Source organism: Aeromicrobium sp. Leaf291, from assembly GCF_001423365.1.
Lineage (GTDB): Bacteria > Actinomycetota > Actinomycetes > Propionibacteriales > Nocardioidaceae > Aeromicrobium.
This window is the reverse complement of record NZ_LMNM01000003.1, coordinates 121,594-136,224: the sequence shown is the minus strand read 5'-3', so window position 1 is coordinate 136,224 and position 14,631 is coordinate 121,594. Positions and strand designations below refer to the sequence as shown.

Here is a 14,631-nt window from a genome sequence, read left to right as displayed (position 1 = left end):
CCCTCCATGGAAATCGTCGTCAACGGCCGGAACAGCGAGATCTCCGAACGATTCCGCGAGCACGTCCAGGACAAGCTGCACCGGATCGAGAAGTACGACCAGCGCCAGAAGATCCACCGCGTCGAGGTCGAGGTCACCCACGAGAAGAACCCTCGTCAGCACGAGCATGCCGCCCGCGTCGAGATGACCCTGCGCTCCAGAGGGCCGGCGGTCCGGGCCGAGGCGAGCTCCACCGACCAGCACTCGGCGCTCGACTCGGCGATCGACAAGCTGGAGGCGCAGCTGCGTCGCGCGACCGATCGCCGCCGGATCAGCCACGGCAAGCGTCGACCCACCTCGATCGCGGAGATGCCGGCCGACCTCTCGACCGACCTGCTCGACGGCAGCCAGGACGACCCCGACGTGGAGACCACCACGATCGCCGGCGTGGAGGTCCAGGGCGACTGCCCGCTCGTGGTGCGCGAGAAGACGCACAGCGGCGTCCCCATGACCCTCGAGCAGGCGCTCTACGAGATGGAGCTGGTCGGTCACGACTTCTACCTGTTCCTCGAGAAGGACTCGATGCGTCCGAGCGTCGTGTACCTGCGCAAGGGCTACGACTACGGCGTCATCCACCTCGACGTCGACGAGTCGGGCTCGATCGAGGGCGGGATCGCCCCCTGACGCGAACGCGCGCTGCGTGGCATGATGCGGGAGTGACTTCTCGGGCACCTCGTATCCGCGTGCTGCTCGTCGACGACCAAGAGCTGTTCCGTCGTGGCGTGTCGATGGTGCTGAGCGCCGACGCCGACCTCGAGCTCGTCGAGGTCGGCGACGGCGACCAGGCCATCGCAGCGGTGGAGGAGACCCCGGCCGACGTGGTCCTGCTCGACGTCCGCATGCCGGGTCGCTCCGGGGTCGAGGTCTGCAAGGCGATCAAGGCCATCTCGCCCTCGACCGGCATCATCATGCTGACCGCCAGCGACGAGGAGTCCGACCTCTACGAGTCGATCCGCAGCGGCGCCTCCGGGTACCTGCTCAAGGACGGATCGACCTACGACCAGGTCGCCGAGGCCGTCCGGCTCGTGGCGGCGGGCCAGTCGCTGATCAGCCCCAGCATGGCCACCAAGCTGCTCGACGAGTTCGTGCAGATGTCGCGCAGCCCGGCGCCGGCCACGGCGCAGCTGACCCAGCGCGAGCTGCAGGTGCTGCGGCTGGTCGCGAAGGGGCTGAGCAACCGCGAGATCGCCGAGGAGCTCTACATCAGCGAGAACACGGTCAAGAACCACATCCGCAACATGCTCGAGAAGCTGCAGATGAAGTCGCGCATGGAGGCAGCCATGTACGCGGTGCGCAGCAACCTGCTCGACGACTCGGTCTGAGCGTTCCCGGGGTCGTGGTCGATCCGCGGTGACGGCTCCTGCAGGATCCGTCCGTGCGGCAGGGCAGGATCGACGGTGTGACCGAACGACTCTCGACCCTGCAGGCCCGCCGGATCGCCCTCGCGGCGCAGGGCTTCACGCGGCCCCGCCCCGACGCGGTCGAGCGGCGCCACCTGGTCTCGACGCTGCGCCGTCTGGGCTTCTTCCAGATCGACTCGGTGAACGTGCTGCAACGGGCGCACTACCTGCCGCTGTACTCACGCGTCGGGCCGTACGACCTCGAGGTCTTCCATCGCGCGGCAGGGCGCGCACCGCGCGCGATGTTCGAGTACTGGGCGCACGTCGCGACCTTCGTCGACGTCGACCTGTGGCCGGCCATGCAGCACCGCATGGCGGGCCGGCGCGGTCTGTGGGGCGGACCCGAGCGCGTGGCGCAGGAGCAGCCCGACCTCGTCGACGCCGTGCTGGAGCACGTGGCCGCGCACGGCCCGCGCACCGCTCGCCAGGTCGACGCCGCCGTCGGCGAGGAGGCCGATCGGGACCGGTCCCACTGGGGCTGGAACTGGTCGGCCACGAAGAACGCGCTCGAGTACCTCTTCCACACCGGGCAGCTCACGTCGGCGCGACGCACCGCGCAGTTCGAGCGCCAGTACGACCTGCCCGAGCGGGTGATCCCCGCGGCGGTGCTGGCGCGACCCGCGCTCGACGAGGCCGAGGCGCACCGGGTCATGGTCGAGCACGCGGCGCGGGCCCACGGGGTCGCCACCGCCCCGTGCCTGCGCGACTACTTCCGCTCCGCCCCCGAACCCACGCGGGCCGCCATCGAGGACCTGGCCGACGCCGGCGTCCTGCTGCCGGTCCAGGTCCGGGGGTGGGACCGGCCGGCCTGGCTGCACCACGAGGCCGTCCGGCCGCGCGCAGTGCGTGCACGCGCCCTGCTCAGCCCGTTCGACCCGGTCGTCTTCGAGCGCGAGCGTGCGGAGCGGCTCTTCGGCTTCCGCTACCGCATCGAGATCTACGTGCCCGAGGCCCAGCGCGAGTTCGGGTACTACGTGCTGCCCTTCCTGCTCGGCGACGACCTGGTCGCCCGGGTCGACCTCAAGGCGGACCGGTCGCGCGGCACGCTCGTCGTGCACGGCGCCTGGGCCGAGGCCGGCGCGCCGGGCGACACCACGGCCGAGCTCGCCGAGGAGCTGCGCACCATGGCGGCCTGGCTCGGTCTCACCGCGATCGAGATCGGCCACCGCGGCGACCTCGTCGAGGGGCTGCGCGACCGGGTGTAGTGGTTCGGAGACGGGGTCCACGACCCGACCCCGGACGTCAGGCCGCTCGGCATAGACTGCGAGAAGCCCGACTTACCAACTCAGGAGTGCGTCCACCGTGCCCAAGGTCATCGACAAGATCCTCCGCGCAGGCGAAGGCAAGATCCTGCGACAGCTCGCCGCGATCTCCAAGCAGGTCAACGCGCTCGAGGACGAGTTCCGCGAGATGAGCGAGGACGAGCTGCGCGGCATGACCGCCGAGTTCCGTGAGCGCCTCGACAACGGCGAGACCCTCGACGACCTGATGCCCGAGGCGTTCGCCACGGTGCGCGAGGCCGCGAGCCGGGTGCTCGGGCAGCGGCACTTCGACGTGCAGGTCCAGGGCGGCGCCGCGCTGCACCTCGGCAACATCGCGGAGATGAAGACCGGTGAGGGCAAGACCCTCGTCGCGACGCTCCCCAGCTACCTCAACGCCCTCACGGGCAAGGGCGTGCACGTCATCACGGTCAACGACTACCTCGCGCGGTACCACGCCGAGTGGATGGGGCGGGTCTACACCTACCTCGGGCTCAGCGTCGGCATGATCCTGCCGAGCATGACCCCGCCGGAGCGCCGCGACGCCTACGCGTGCGACATCACCTACGGCACCAACAACGAGTTCGGCTTCGACTACCTGCGCGACAACATGGCCGACGACATCGCGGCCTGCGTCCAGCGCGGACACAACTTCGCCATCGTCGACGAGGTCGACTCGATCCTCATCGACGAGGCCCGCACGCCGCTCATCATCTCCGGCCCCACCGAGGACGAGGTGAAGTGGTACGGCGAGTTCGCGCGCATCGTGGGCGCGATGACCATCGACGTGCACTACGAGGTCGACGAGAAGAAGCGCACCGTCTCGGTCACCGAGGAGGGCATCGACCGCGTCGAGGACCAGCTCGGAATCGACAACCTCTACGACGCGGTGAACACCCCGCTCATCAGCTTCCTCAACAACGCCATCAAGGCCAAGGAGCTGTTCCGGCTCGACAAGGACTACGTGGTCCTCGACGGCAACGTGATCATCGTGGACGAGCACACCGGCCGCATCCTCGACGGACGTCGCTACAACGAGGGTCTGCACCAGGCCATCGAGGCCAAGGAGGGTGTGCGGATCCGCGAGGAGTACCAGACCCTGGCGACCATCACGCTGCAGAACTACTTCCGTCTGTACGACAAGCTCGGCGGCATGACCGGTACGGCCATGACCGAGGCGAGCGAGTTCGACAAGACCTACTCGCTCGGCGTGGTGCCCATCCCCACCAACAAGCCCGTGGCCCGTGCCGACCAGCCCGACCTCGTCTACCGCACGGAGGCGGCCAAGTTCGACGCCGTCGTGGAGGACATCGCGGAGCGGCACGCGACCGGCCAGCCGATCCTCGTCGGCACCACGAGCGTCGAGAAGAGCGAGCGACTCTCCAAGCTGCTGCGCAAGCGCGGCATCCCGCACGAGGTCCTGAACGCCAAGCAGCACGAGCGTGAGGCGGCCATCGTCGCCGTCGCAGGTCACCGCGGTGCGGTCACCGTCGCCACCAACATGGCCGGTCGAGGTACCGACATCATGCTCGGCGGCAGCGTCGAGTTCCTGGCCGACGCGGCCCTGCGCAAGCAGGGTCTCGACCCGCTCGAGAACGCCGAGGAGTACAGCGCCGCCTGGCCGGCCACGCTCGAGCGCATCGAGGCCCAGGTCGCCGAGGAGAAGCAGGCCGTCACGGACGCCGGCGGCCTTGCTGTCATCGGCACCGAGCGCCACGAGTCGCGCCGCATCGACAACCAGCTGCGTGGACGTTCTGGCCGTCAGGGCGACCCGGGCGAGACGCGCTTCTACCTGTCGCTCGAGGACGACCTGATGCGCCTGTTCAAGGCCGACTGGGTCAACTGGGTGCTCCAGACGATGAAGATCCCCGACGACGTGCCCATCGAGAACAAGCGCGTCACGGGTGCGATCGCCTCGGCCCAGAGCCAGGTCGAGTCGCAGAACTTCGAGACCCGCAAGAACATCCTCAAGTACGACGACGTCATGAGCCGTCAGCGCGAGGTCATCTACGGCGAGCGCCGCAAGGTGCTCGAGGGCGCCGACCTGCAGGACCAGGTCACGACGATGATCACCGACACCGTCACCGGCTACGTCAACGGCGCCACCGAGGGCTTCCCCGAGCAGTGGGACCTCGAGCAGCTGTGGACCGCCCTCGGCACGCTCTACCCGGTCTCCCGCACCGTGGAGGAGGTCGAGGAGGAGGCCGGCGGACGCGAGCACCTCTCCCGCGAGGGCCTGGTCGAGACCATGACCGAGGACGCACTCGCCGCCTACGCGCGCCGCGAGGAGGAGCTCGGGGCTCCGGTCACCCGTGAGCTGGAGCGCCGTGTGGTGCTGAGCGTGCTCGATCGCAAGTGGCGTGAGCACCTGTACGAGATGGACTACCTGCGCGAGGGCATCGGTCTGCGGGCCTACTCGCAGCGTGACCCGCTCGTGGAGTACCAGCGCGAGGGCTTCGACCTGTTCAGCGCCATGATGGACAGCATCGCCGAGGAGTCGGTGGGCTTCCTGTTCAACCTCGACGTCCAGGTGGAGGAGAGCGCCGTCGACGAGACGCACGACCACCCGCACGTCCAGGCCAAGGGTCTGGAGCCGAAGGCGGAGCAGAAGCTCTCCTACTCGGCGCCGTCCGAGGACGGGGACGTCGAGGTCCGCGCCGACGACGAGGACCCCGCTGCCGACAAGCAGCGTCAGGCCAAGCAGAAGTCCAAGGCACGCCAGAAGACCAAGGCGCAGCGCCAGTCCCGCAAGCGCAACCGCTGAGCCGGGCTCGCCGGGTCCGAGGGCCCGGCGAGCAAGGACTTCCTCCGGTCGCGGGCTCGAGGGCCCGAGGACGGGTCCTAGGCCCAGACGAGGGCGGTGCAGGTCCACACCTGGCGTCCGCGGGGCGAGGTGACGAGCTCCAGCCGCAGGGCGACGGCCCGCGATCGCCCGCGGTGCACCATGCGTCCGGTGACCTCGACCGCGCCCGCGTGCACGACGCTGAGGTGGACGGACGCCAGGCGTCCGCCGACGGCGCGCTCGTCGCGACGTCGGGGTCGTCCGGAGCGCTCGCCCGCCAGCGCCGTGACGAGGGCCGCGTGGGCGTCGGGCGTCATCCAGGCCGACAGCTGACGGGCCGGTCGGCCCCCGCAGAGCACCTCGGTGAGCCCCTGCATGAAGCGGGCGATCGGCGCGCGCAGCTGCCGTGCGAGCTCCTCGCCGTCGCGGGTCCGTGGGACGGGGACCACGGACGAGGGTGAACCGGGCAGTGGCAGGGGCAGCTGGGTGGGGAGCGCGTCCTCGTCGGTGATGAAGCGCGCCGGGGTCCGGAGCTCGGTCGCGGCCCTCATGCTGCTCCTCCGGGGGCCACCAGATGCTGGCCGGGACGGATGAGGTCGGGGTCGGAGCCGATGACCTCGAGGTTCGCGAGGTACCACCGCCTCGCCGCGTCGGCGATCTCGCCGTCGTGGGCCGAGGGCCCGAGCGAGCGTGCCGCGATGGACCAGAGGGTGTCGCCGGGGGCGACGAGCACGATCTCGCGTCCCTGTGGCGGAGGTGCCGACGGTTCGACCGGGGCCACGAGCACCGGCCGGTCGGGCAGCGACAGTCCGTCGAGTCCGACACCGGTGGTGCGGTGCCCGGTGTCGGACCGGTGCAGGGCACCCTGGTCGGTCGTCTGCCGATCCGGACGAGGATGGTCGACGCCGGCGTGGGCGGTGCCGATCCCGAACCCGGTGACGACCCCGGCGAGCAGGATGCCGCGCAGGGCGCGGGGGACCAGACGTCCGGCGGCTCGGGCCGCACCGCCGCCCAGGACGCACGCGCCCAGGGCCAGCGACGTCCACGTCGCGACGGCGAGCAGGGCCAGCTCGACGAGCGCGCCCAGGGCCACGGGGAACGACGGCGAGGAGAGTTGGTCGACGGTGGTGGGGACGTGCGGCAGGCGCAGGACGAGCGAGGTGAGGGCGAGGCTCCAGGTGGCGAAGCCGGTCCGTGACAGGCGCATCGGTCGTTTCCTTGCGTTTGACGACGTTTGATGACAGTGAAGGTCGTTCGTGTCCTGTCGTCAAGGGTTCTTGCACAGGGGTCGGACGCCCGTGCCCGCGCTACGGTGCTGCCATGCGCTGGGACCGACTCTTCGCCGACCTCGAGGCCGCCGCGGACGACGACGCGTTGGTCGAGCGCGACGCGATGGTGGCCGAGCTGCGCGACGAGGAGTGGTCACGGACGCCGTGGCGCGAGCTGCTCGGCGGTCAGGTGGAGGTCGAGGTCGCCGGGGCAGGTCGGCTCGGCGGGACCGTCGGGCTGGTCAACGAGCAGCTCCTTCGTCTCGACGCCGGGGGGCTGGAGCACGTGGTCGCGCTGGTTGCGGTGCTGGGCGTCCGCACGGACGGACGCGCGCCGGCGCTCACGTCGGTGGACGCGCGACTGGGGTGGGGCCACGTGCTCCGCCGCATGCGTGACGACGGTGACGAGGTGCTGCTCGTGCGTGTCGACGGCTCCAGCCTGCGTGCGCGAGTGGAGCAGGTGGTCGACGGGGGCGTGCTGGTCCGCAGCGCGGAACGGACCCTGCTGGTGCCGCTGCAGGCGCTCGCGGTCGTCACGGTCCCGCGCTGAGACCGGATCGGCCCGGCGACGGGCGAGGATCGGAAGGCGGGGACCGGAAGGCGGGGACCGGAAGGCGGGGATCAGACCGTCGCGTCGTCGTCGCTCGCCAGGTCGGCGTCGGCCAGATCGCCCTCGCCGAGGTCGGCGACGGCCTGCTCGGCGCGGGCGTACTGGCGCTGGATGTAGTCCTCCAGCTGGTCCTTCTCGACCCGCCACTGGTTGCGGCCACCGATCTGGATCCCCTTGAGCTCCCCGGATCGCACGAGGGCGTAGACCTGTCGAACCGTCACGTTCAGCACCTCGCCGACGTCGGCCAGGGTGAGGAAGCGGGGAGACCCATCGGACATGGGTCCCAGTTTTCCACGCTGCGGTGTCACGTCGAGTCGCGGCCGTCCGACCTGTGGACGACCGGACGGGGGACCGTTCTCCACAGCGAGGGCTGGACGCCCACGCCGTCGCCCAGTACAAACATGCCCATGGCGAACTGGCGGGGGCCACGATCGAGCGGCGGGACGACCGGACGGACGGGCGCAGCGGCGCGCGTGCGTCAGCAGCCGTGGAGCGATCCTCGGCTGGTGCTGGGCGTGCTGCTCGTGCTCGGCGCGACCGTGCTGGGTGCCTACGTCGTGGCAGCGGGCGACGACACGGAGCCCTACTGGGCGTTGAGTCGCGACGTCGCCGCGGGAGACCCGGTGGAGCGGTCCGACCTCGTCGAGTCGCGCGCGCGTCTCGGTGAGCGCGCCGCCGGCGCCTTCCTGCGCACCGACCAGGAGCTGCCTGCCGACCTCGCGTCCCTCAGGTGGGCGCGCGCTGGACGCGGCGGCGCGCTCGTGGAGCGGTCCGCGATGGCCCGCGACGGCGCCGGAGGTGCGACCGAGCTGCCGCTCTCCGTGCGGCTCGGCGCAGCGCCCGACGACCTGCGCATCGGCGACCGGGTCGACGTGTGGGTCGGACCGTCGCCCGAGGACGGTGCCGAGGCGGGCGAGGCCGCGCTCGCACTCACCGACGTTCCCGTGGTCAGGAACGGTGCCGTCGTCGGCGCCGGTGGCACGCGCACCGTGCTGGTCGACGTGGCCGGGCTCGACCTCGACGGCGAGATCGTCGCGGCCCTCACCGCTCGCCACGTGACGATCGTGCGTCGCGCATGAGCGGCAGGCCCCACCGTCGGGTCGTCCTCGCGGCCGCCGGTGCGGGGTGGGAGGTCGACGCCGTGCGGGAGCTGGAGTCGGCCCGTGACCTCGTGCTCGTGCGACGGTGCGTCGACGTCGCGGAGCTGATCGCGGTGGCTCAGGCGGGTGGGGTCTCGGTGGCCGCGGTCGACCTGTCCGTCCCCGGCCTCGACCTCGAGGCGGTCCGAGCGGTGCGGGCGGCGGGGGTCACCCTGGTCGGGCTCGGACCGACGGATCGCGCCGAGGCCCTGGGCATCGACGTGGTGGGCCCGGGCTCGGCCGTCCTCGACGCCGTCCGTGCCGTCGAGGTGTCCGCGACCGCCACGGGCAAGGACCTCGCACCCGGTCCTGCGTCGGTCGAGCCCGGCGGGCCTTCGGACGTCGCGGACGGCAGCACCTCGCGGCGACGCGGCACGCTGGTGGTGGTGTGGGGCCCCGCGGGCGCGCCGGGGCGCAGCGCGGTCGCCCTGGCGCTCGCCGACGAGCTGGGCCGCGACGACGCCCGGTGCGTGCTCGTCGACGCCGACACCTACGGCGGTGCCCAGGCGCAGCAGCTGGGACTGCTCGACGAGGTCTCCGGCCTCATGGCCGCGTGCCGCGTGGCCAACCAGGGCCGGGACGTGGACCTGGGCGAGCACCTCCAGGCCCTGCGTCCCTCGCTCTCGGTCCTCACCGGTCTCCCGAGGCCCGACATGTGGATCCACGTCCGACGCGCCGCCCTCGAGCGCGTGGTCGAACGGCTGCGTGACACCACCGACGTCGTGGTGGCCGACGTGGGCTTCTGCCTCGAGCCGGGTGAGGGGGTCGCCGGGGCGGGCCGCAACCAGGCCACGGCGGCCCTGCTCGAGCTCGCCGACGTCGTCGTCGCCGTGGGTCGGGCCGACCCGGTGGGCCTGACGCGTCTGGTGAGGGGACTGCACGACCTCGACGACCTCGGGGTCGTGCGCCCGCTCGTCGTGCTCAACCAGGTGCGCGCCGGCATCGGCTGGGGTGCCGAGGAGCTGGCCTCCACCGTGCACCGGCTGGCCGGCGCCCGGCCCGTCGCCCTGCTGCCGCAGGACGGCCCCACCCTCGACACCGCCGCGCTCCGGGGTGCCACCGCGCGGGAGGTGGCCTCCGGCTCGCCGTTCGTGGCCGCGGTCTCCGACCTCGCGCAGCACGTGCTGGGGGTGACGCACGCCGCTGTGTCGCCGTGACGGCGGTGGTAGGTTCGTCGCGATCCGTGAGGAGTGAGATGCAGCGACTGAGTCCGCTGGACGCGATGTTCCTGAACCAGGACAGTCCCGACGTCCCGCGCCAGGTGGCGTCGCTCGCGATCCTCGAGCCCGGCGGGGCGTTGACGTACGACCGGCTGATCGGTGTCATCAACGAGCGGCTCGACATCGTGCCGCGGTACCGCCAGGTGCCGCGCAAGGTTCCGGGGGCGCTGGGGACCCCGCTGTGGGTCGACGACGAGGGCTTCGACATCTCTCTTCACGTGCGGCGGTCGGCCCTGCCACGTCCGGGGACCCGCGACGCGCTGCACGAGCTGGTCGGCCGGCTCGTGGCCCGCAGGCTGGACCTCGACCGTCCGCTGTGGGAGCTCTACCTCATCGAGGGCCTCGAGGACGGCAGCGTGGCGCTGCTGTTCAAGGCCCACCAGGCGCTCGTCGACGGGTCGGAGACGATCGACCTCGCCCAGGTGCTGCTCGAGGAGACCGACCGGGTGCGCGAGATCCCTCACGAGGACTGGAACCCGCGCTCCGCGCCCGGGCCGCTCGGCGCCGTCTCGGCCACGCTGGAGCGGAACGTGCGTCATCCGGGCGAGGCGCTGCGGATCGCGGAGCTCAACGTCGGTCGCGTGGCGCGACACCTCCCGGTCGTGGGCGGCGGACCGGTCGCCACGCGCGGCGTGCTGTCGGCGCAGCTGTCCCGCCACCGCCGGTTCACCACGCTCTCCACCTGTCTGGACGACTACCGCCGGGTCCGCGACCAGCACGGCGGCACCGTGAACGACGTCATCCTCGCGGCCATCACGGGTGGCATCCGTGGGTGGATGCTCACCCGCGCCGAGCCGGTCACCGCCAAGACCAGCTTCCGGGCCATGGTGCCGATGTCGGTGGTGGCCGACGACGGCCTGCCGACGTCGCTCGGGTCCAAGGTCCGCGGGCACCTGCTCTCGCTGCCGGTCGGCGAGTCCAACCCGGTGGTCCGCCTGCACCAGGTGTCGTACGCCCTCAAGGACCACCGCGAGACGGGCTCGGCCGTGGCGGCCAACCAGCTGGCGAGCCTGCCCGGGTTCGCGACGTCGACGTTCCACGCCGTGGGCGCGCGCGTCGCGGCCGCCGAGACGTCCCGCGGGCACCAGATCACGATCACGAACGTCCCCGGCCCCCAGGAACCCGTCTACATGGCGGGCGAGCAGCTGGCCGAGGTCTACCAGGCGATCCCGCTCATCGACCATCGAGCCGTGTCGATCGCGGTCACGTCGTACCACGGTCGCGTGTTCTTCGGCATCGTCGCCGACCGTGAGGCCGTGCCCGACGTCGACGTGCTGGGGCAGTGCATCAGCGAGGCGCTGGAGGAGCTCGTCGAGACCGTCGGACCCCGGCGCGGGCGGGCCCCGCGCGGCCGCCAGAAGCCGCGACGGGTCTGACGTGCGGGTCTGGGTGGGCGTCGACGCCGACGGCCTGCGCCGGCTGCGCGACGGTGGCGCGCTCGGCGGCGAGGTGGTGGCCGCGGAGTCCGAGGACGAGCAGCACGAGTACGAGGCGCTCGTCGCAGCGGCCGAGGACGGCCCCGTCGTGGTCGTCGCCGACGTCGAGACGACGGACATCGATGGCGCGACGGCCCTGGCCGACGTCACCGCGTCGGACGTCGAGGCGCTCCACGTGGACGCCGACGGCAGCGGTCAGCTCGCCTGGTACGCGCCGCAGGAGATCGAGGCCGTGCTCTCCCTGCTCGGCTGACCACGCCGCACGCCCCCGCACCAGGACGACACGGCGCGGCACGACGAAGGGCCCCGACCGACCGGTCGGGGCCCTTCGCGTGGTGCTGGATCAGAGGCGGGTCATGCCCAGCTCGACCTCGTTCTTCAGCGAGCCGCGGATGGCCTTGGCCACCTCGGGCTCGATCTTCTTGCCGATGAACGGGATCTTGACCGTGACGTCACCGTTGACCGTGAACTCGGTGCCGCCGCCCGTGGACTCGAGCACCGCGGTGCCGAGCATCTCCGCGGGCTGGCCGATGATGCTGACCTTCACGTCGGCGCGGCGGCTGCCGTCGGCGGCGGGAGCGCTCCACTTCTCGGTCTGCTTGACCTTGACGGTGTCGCCGGTGAGCTTCTTGACGAAGTCGGGCATCTCGGCCGGCTGGGTGCGCACGATCGTGATCGTGACGCCGTCACCGGACTCGTCGACGTCGACGTCGATGTCGCTCGCGCCGGACTCCTCACCGGACTCGGTGCGGAACTCCTGGCTGGAGATGAGGCCGAACACGGCCTCGACGTCGGCATCGCCGTAGGAGTAGGTCTCGTTGAACTTCATGGCGTCATCCTTGCAGGTCTCGGATCAGGGCGTGGTCTGTTCGGGGGCGTCCTGGCCGGCCTCGACCTGACCGGCCGGGGCAGCCCCGAGCTGGCCCTTGAGCTCGGACAGCCGCGCCTCGATCTCGAGGGCGGTCGAGTCGGCCTCGAGCTCCTCGAACTGCGAGTCCAGGCTGGAGGAGGCCAGCTCGGCCTGGCCGGCGACCCGTGCCTCCTCGCGGCGCACCTTCTCCTCGAAGCGCGAGAGCTCGCTCGTGGGGTCGAGCACGTTGATGGACGAGACGGCCTGCTGCACCTGCGACTGCGCATCGGCCGTCTTCTGGCGGGCCACGAGCTGGTCGCGGCGGGTCTTCAGGTCGTCCAGACGCGTGCGCATGGTGATGAGCCCGGTCTTGAGCTTCTCGACGGTCTCGTTCTGCGACGCGATGGAGGGCGCGGCGGCCTTCGCCTCGTTCTCGAAGCCGATCTGCTTGCCTAGCGCCACCTTGGCGAGCTGGTCGAAGCGGTCGGCCTCGCCCGTCTGGCCCGCCGTGCGCAGGGCGTCGGCCTTCTGGGAGGCGGCGATCGCCTTCCCGCCCCACTCCTTGGCGGCCGCGACGTCCTCGCGGTGGTCGGCCTCGGCGAGTCGGAGGTTGCCGATGGTCTGCGCCACGGCCTCCTCGGCCTCGGCGATGCTGTTGGTGAAGTCGCGGACCAGCTGGTCGAGCATCTTCTCGGGGTCCTCGGCCTTGTCCAGCATCGAGTTGACGTTCGCGCGGGTCAGCTGGGCGATGCGTCCGAGGATGGACTGCTTCTGTGCCATGGTGCTCTCTCTTCCGGTCGGCGTGCTGGGTGCTGGGTCGGGAGGTGCTGGTGTCGGGGTGGGTGGTCAGGATGTCAGAAGCGTCCGCCGCCGCTGCGCCGCGAACGTCCGCCGCCGCTGCGTCGGCTGCTGCTGCGCCGTGAGCTGCTGCTCCGGGAGCTGCTCCGTCGGGAGCTGCTGCTGCGGGAGGGGCGGCGGCTCCGGCCGGAGCTGCCGCCGAACCCACCGGGCAGTCGGGGCAGGCCACCGCCGCCACCGCCGCCCCCTCCGAGGATGCCGCCGAGGGAGAGGTCGTCGCGGTCGGAGGTCGATCGCCACGCCGCCACGTCGGCCTCGGCCGTCGACTGGGCCTCCTTGACGAGGGCCGCGGCGCGCTCGAGGGTGCGGGTGGCGCCGGCAGGGTCACCCGTCAGGGCGAGCCGTCCCTCGTCGAGCAGGCGCGCAGCCTCGGAGAGCCGGGTGCGGGCGGTGCTGCCGACCGCGCCGCGGTGCGTCTCGACGTAGGTGGTGACCGCCGAGACGGTGGCCACGACCTGTCCCAGCAGGTCGTCGGCGTCGTCGCGGATGGTCTCGAGGTCGGTCCGGGCCGTGTCGATGGCGTCGAGCAGGGCGGTGGCCTGGGCGGTGGCGTCCTCGGCCGTGCGCAGGTGCAGGGCGGCGGTCGCGGCGTCACCGCTCGTGAGGGCGCCCTGGGCGAGGGTGACCTGCTCGGCGGCCTTGGTCGTCAGGGACTCGGCCCGCACGACGTTGTCGGCCACGGCGGCCAGCGCGCTGCCGGAGTGCGTGGACTGCAGGGACTCGAGCGTGGCGCGGGAGGCGGGCAGCCGCTCGACGGTGGCGGCGAGGACCGGCTGGAGCGCCACCACCGCCTCCGGAGCGCGCGTCTGCAGGTCGCGGACGGCGTCGAAGCGCTCCACCTGGGCGTCGAGGGCGTCGTCGACCTCGTCGCAGATCTGCAGGATCCGGGAGTGGAGCGTGCGGCGCTCGGCGTCCGTCTCGGGCTCGGCGTCGTCGAGTCGTTGACGCAGGGTGAAGGCCTCGCGGACGCGGGAGCGACCATCCTCGATCACTGCGCGGAACTCCGCGGTGGCGGTCGTGCCGAACTGCGCCTCGGCGAAGCCGAGCTCCTGGGCCGAGGACTGGAGGGCGTCGTCGACGTCGACGAGCGCCTTGGCCGCCGCCGCCTCGAGCTCCTCGTCGGTGAGGATGCTGGCGGGGTCGACCGGTCGGCCGTGCTCGTCCACCACCGGGTGGGTGTGGTCGTAGCGGCGACGGGAGCGGTGGATGGCGTAGCCACCGCCGGCAGCGGCGAGGCCCACACCGCCGACGATCCAGCCCCAGGGGATGCCCGAGTCCTGGCTCACCTCGGTGAGCCCCTCGGCCGCCCCGACGGCCGCACCCGCCCAGTCGTCCTGGCGCAGCGCGGGAAGGATGAAGTCGCGGTCGACCTTCTCGAGGTCGGCGTCGGAGAAGTCCTCGGCGTCGGCGTCGTAGCCGTAGGAGCGCTGGTCGAGCGCGATCGCCAGGAGGACGTCGGCGCGTCCGAGGCCCGAGCGTTCGGCGGTCTGCGCGGCCCACTCCGAGCCGGTGAGGCCGCCGAAGTCGCTGACGTAGACGACGAAGAGCTGGCGGTTGGTCTGCTCGTAGTAGGCGTCGAGCGCCGTCTGGACCTCGGCCGTGTCGCCGCCGAGGGCGTCGGCGCGGTCAGTGATGTTCCCCGTGACGTCGATCGGGTCCTCGGCTGCCGCCGGCCCCGCACCCACCATCGCCAGGGCGAGCAGCGTCGCGGTCACGGCCAGGGCACGTCTGACGGAGGGTGACATCACGTGTCGATCTTGGCCGATGGGC

15 protein-coding genes are annotated in these 14,631 nt (G+C 71.9%); 9 read left to right on the top strand and 6 right to left on the bottom strand.

The window, feature by feature from the left end; genetic code table 11:
* The first annotated feature begins 6 nt into the window (after positions 1-6).
* From hpf to secA, 4 genes are all read left to right on the top strand, one after another.
* Positions 7-663: a ribosome hibernation-promoting factor, HPF/YfiA family gene (hpf, locus tag ASF35_RS14400; protein ID WP_055968873.1), complete on the top strand. Its 657-nt coding sequence runs from the start codon at positions 7-9 to the stop codon at positions 661-663.
* Between the two features lie 32 nt (positions 664-695).
* Positions 696-1,361: a response regulator transcription factor gene (locus ASF35_RS14395; protein ID WP_235492860.1), complete on the top strand. Its 666-nt coding sequence runs from the start codon at positions 696-698 to the stop codon at positions 1,359-1,361.
* Positions 1,362-1,438: 77 nt separating this feature from the next.
* Positions 1,439-2,644, top strand: coding sequence for a winged helix-turn-helix domain-containing protein (locus ASF35_RS14390; RefSeq protein WP_235492859.1), 1,206 nt, complete (start codon positions 1,439-1,441; stop codon positions 2,642-2,644).
* Between the two features lie 109 nt (positions 2,645-2,753).
* On the top strand, positions 2,754-5,462 hold the full coding sequence (gene secA, locus ASF35_RS14385; RefSeq protein ID WP_200931791.1) for a preprotein translocase subunit SecA: 2,709 nt from the start codon (positions 2,754-2,756) through the stop codon (positions 5,460-5,462).
* 77 nt (positions 5,463-5,539) lie between these two features.
* On the opposite strand, the gene ASF35_RS14380 is transcribed toward secA, so the two are convergent.
* Both ASF35_RS14380 and ASF35_RS14375 read right to left on the bottom strand, forming a co-directional pair.
* Positions 5,540-6,031, bottom strand: a complete 492-nt coding sequence (locus ASF35_RS14380; protein WP_055968867.1) for an Rv3235 family protein — start codon at positions 6,029-6,031, stop codon at positions 5,540-5,542.
* Positions 6,028-6,687, bottom strand: a complete 660-nt coding sequence (locus tag ASF35_RS14375) for a LysM peptidoglycan-binding domain-containing protein (protein ID WP_055968865.1) — start codon at positions 6,685-6,687, stop codon at positions 6,028-6,030. The genes ASF35_RS14380 and ASF35_RS14375 overlap by 4 nt, the downstream gene beginning before the upstream one ends.
* A gap of 113 nt (positions 6,688-6,800) precedes the next feature.
* On the opposite strand from ASF35_RS14375, the gene ASF35_RS14370 reads away from it, so the two are divergent.
* Positions 6,801-7,298 (top strand): hypothetical protein, encoded by a 498-nt coding sequence (locus ASF35_RS14370; protein ID WP_055968863.1) that lies wholly within the window; start codon positions 6,801-6,803, stop codon positions 7,296-7,298.
* A gap of 71 nt (positions 7,299-7,369) precedes the next feature.
* Here ASF35_RS14370 and ASF35_RS14365 read toward each other — a convergent pair whose 3' ends face one another.
* Positions 7,370-7,636 carry a helix-turn-helix domain-containing protein gene (locus ASF35_RS14365; protein WP_055968861.1) on the bottom strand — a complete coding sequence of 89 codons (267 nt, stop codon included), beginning with the start codon at positions 7,634-7,636 and terminating at the stop codon, positions 7,370-7,372.
* Positions 7,637-7,765: 129 nt separating this feature from the next.
* Here ASF35_RS14365 and ASF35_RS14360 point away from each other — a divergent pair, with 129 nt between their 5' ends.
* Genes ASF35_RS14360 through ASF35_RS14345 form a run of 4 tightly spaced genes read left to right on the top strand, consistent with a single transcriptional unit; the run spans position 7,766 to position 11,406 of the window.
* Entirely contained in the window at positions 7,766-8,437 is a 672-nt protein-coding gene (locus ASF35_RS14360; protein WP_156368051.1) for a hypothetical protein, read from the top strand.
* Entirely contained in the window at positions 8,434-9,654 is a 1,221-nt protein-coding gene (locus ASF35_RS14355; protein WP_055968857.1) for a hypothetical protein, read from the top strand. The genes ASF35_RS14360 and ASF35_RS14355 overlap by 4 nt, the downstream gene beginning before the upstream one ends.
* Positions 9,655-9,692: 38 nt before the next feature.
* Entirely contained in the window at positions 9,693-11,093 is a 1,401-nt protein-coding gene (locus tag ASF35_RS14350; RefSeq protein WP_055968855.1) for a wax ester/triacylglycerol synthase family O-acyltransferase, read from the top strand.
* Between the two features lies 1 nt (position 11,094).
* A complete protein-coding gene (locus ASF35_RS14345) occupies positions 11,095-11,406 on the top strand; it encodes a hypothetical protein (RefSeq protein WP_055968853.1) in 312 nt (103 codons plus the stop codon).
* Positions 11,407-11,496: 90 nt separating this feature from the next.
* Here ASF35_RS14345 and ASF35_RS14340 read toward each other — a convergent pair whose 3' ends face one another.
* The 3 genes from ASF35_RS14340 to ASF35_RS14330 form a co-directional block, all read right to left on the bottom strand.
* On the bottom strand, positions 11,497-11,982 hold the full coding sequence (locus tag ASF35_RS14340) for a DUF2505 domain-containing protein (RefSeq protein WP_055968850.1): 486 nt from the start codon (positions 11,980-11,982) through the stop codon (positions 11,497-11,499).
* Positions 11,983-12,006: 24 nt separating this feature from the next.
* A complete protein-coding gene (locus ASF35_RS14335) occupies positions 12,007-12,783 on the bottom strand; it encodes a PspA/IM30 family protein (protein ID WP_055968848.1) in 777 nt (258 codons plus the stop codon).
* A 74-nt stretch (positions 12,784-12,857) separates the two neighbouring features.
* Positions 12,858-14,606 carry a TPM domain-containing protein gene (locus tag ASF35_RS14330; protein WP_055968846.1) on the bottom strand — a complete coding sequence of 583 codons (1,749 nt, stop codon included), beginning with the start codon at positions 14,604-14,606 and terminating at the stop codon, positions 12,858-12,860.
* Positions 14,607-14,631: the final 25 nt, after the last annotated feature.

Coding starts and splice junctions, on each gene's coding strand:
- hpf (WP_055968873.1), top strand. CDS start 7: ATGGAAATCGTCGTCAACGGCCGGAACAGCGAGATCTCCGAACGATTC.
- ASF35_RS14380 (WP_055968867.1), bottom strand. CDS start 6,031: ATGAGGGCCGCGACCGAGCTCCGGACCCCGGCGCGCTTCATCACCGAC.
- ASF35_RS14375 (WP_055968865.1), bottom strand. CDS start 6,687: ATGCGCCTGTCACGGACCGGCTTCGCCACCTGGAGCCTCGCCCTCACC.
- ASF35_RS14370 (WP_055968863.1), top strand. CDS start 6,801: ATGCGCTGGGACCGACTCTTCGCCGACCTCGAGGCCGCCGCGGACGAC.
- ASF35_RS14365 (WP_055968861.1), bottom strand. CDS start 7,636: ATGTCCGATGGGTCTCCCCGCTTCCTCACCCTGGCCGACGTCGGCGAG.
- ASF35_RS14360 (WP_156368051.1), top strand. CDS start 7,766: ATGGCGAACTGGCGGGGGCCACGATCGAGCGGCGGGACGACCGGACGG.
- ASF35_RS14355 (WP_055968857.1), top strand. CDS start 8,434: ATGAGCGGCAGGCCCCACCGTCGGGTCGTCCTCGCGGCCGCCGGTGCG.
- ASF35_RS14350 (WP_055968855.1), top strand. CDS start 9,693: ATGCAGCGACTGAGTCCGCTGGACGCGATGTTCCTGAACCAGGACAGT.
- ASF35_RS14340 (WP_055968850.1), bottom strand. CDS start 11,982: ATGAAGTTCAACGAGACCTACTCCTACGGCGATGCCGACGTCGAGGCC.
- ASF35_RS14335 (WP_055968848.1), bottom strand. CDS start 12,783: ATGGCACAGAAGCAGTCCATCCTCGGACGCATCGCCCAGCTGACCCGC.
- ASF35_RS14330 (WP_055968846.1), bottom strand. CDS start 14,606: ATGTCACCCTCCGTCAGACGTGCCCTGGCCGTGACCGCGACGCTGCTC.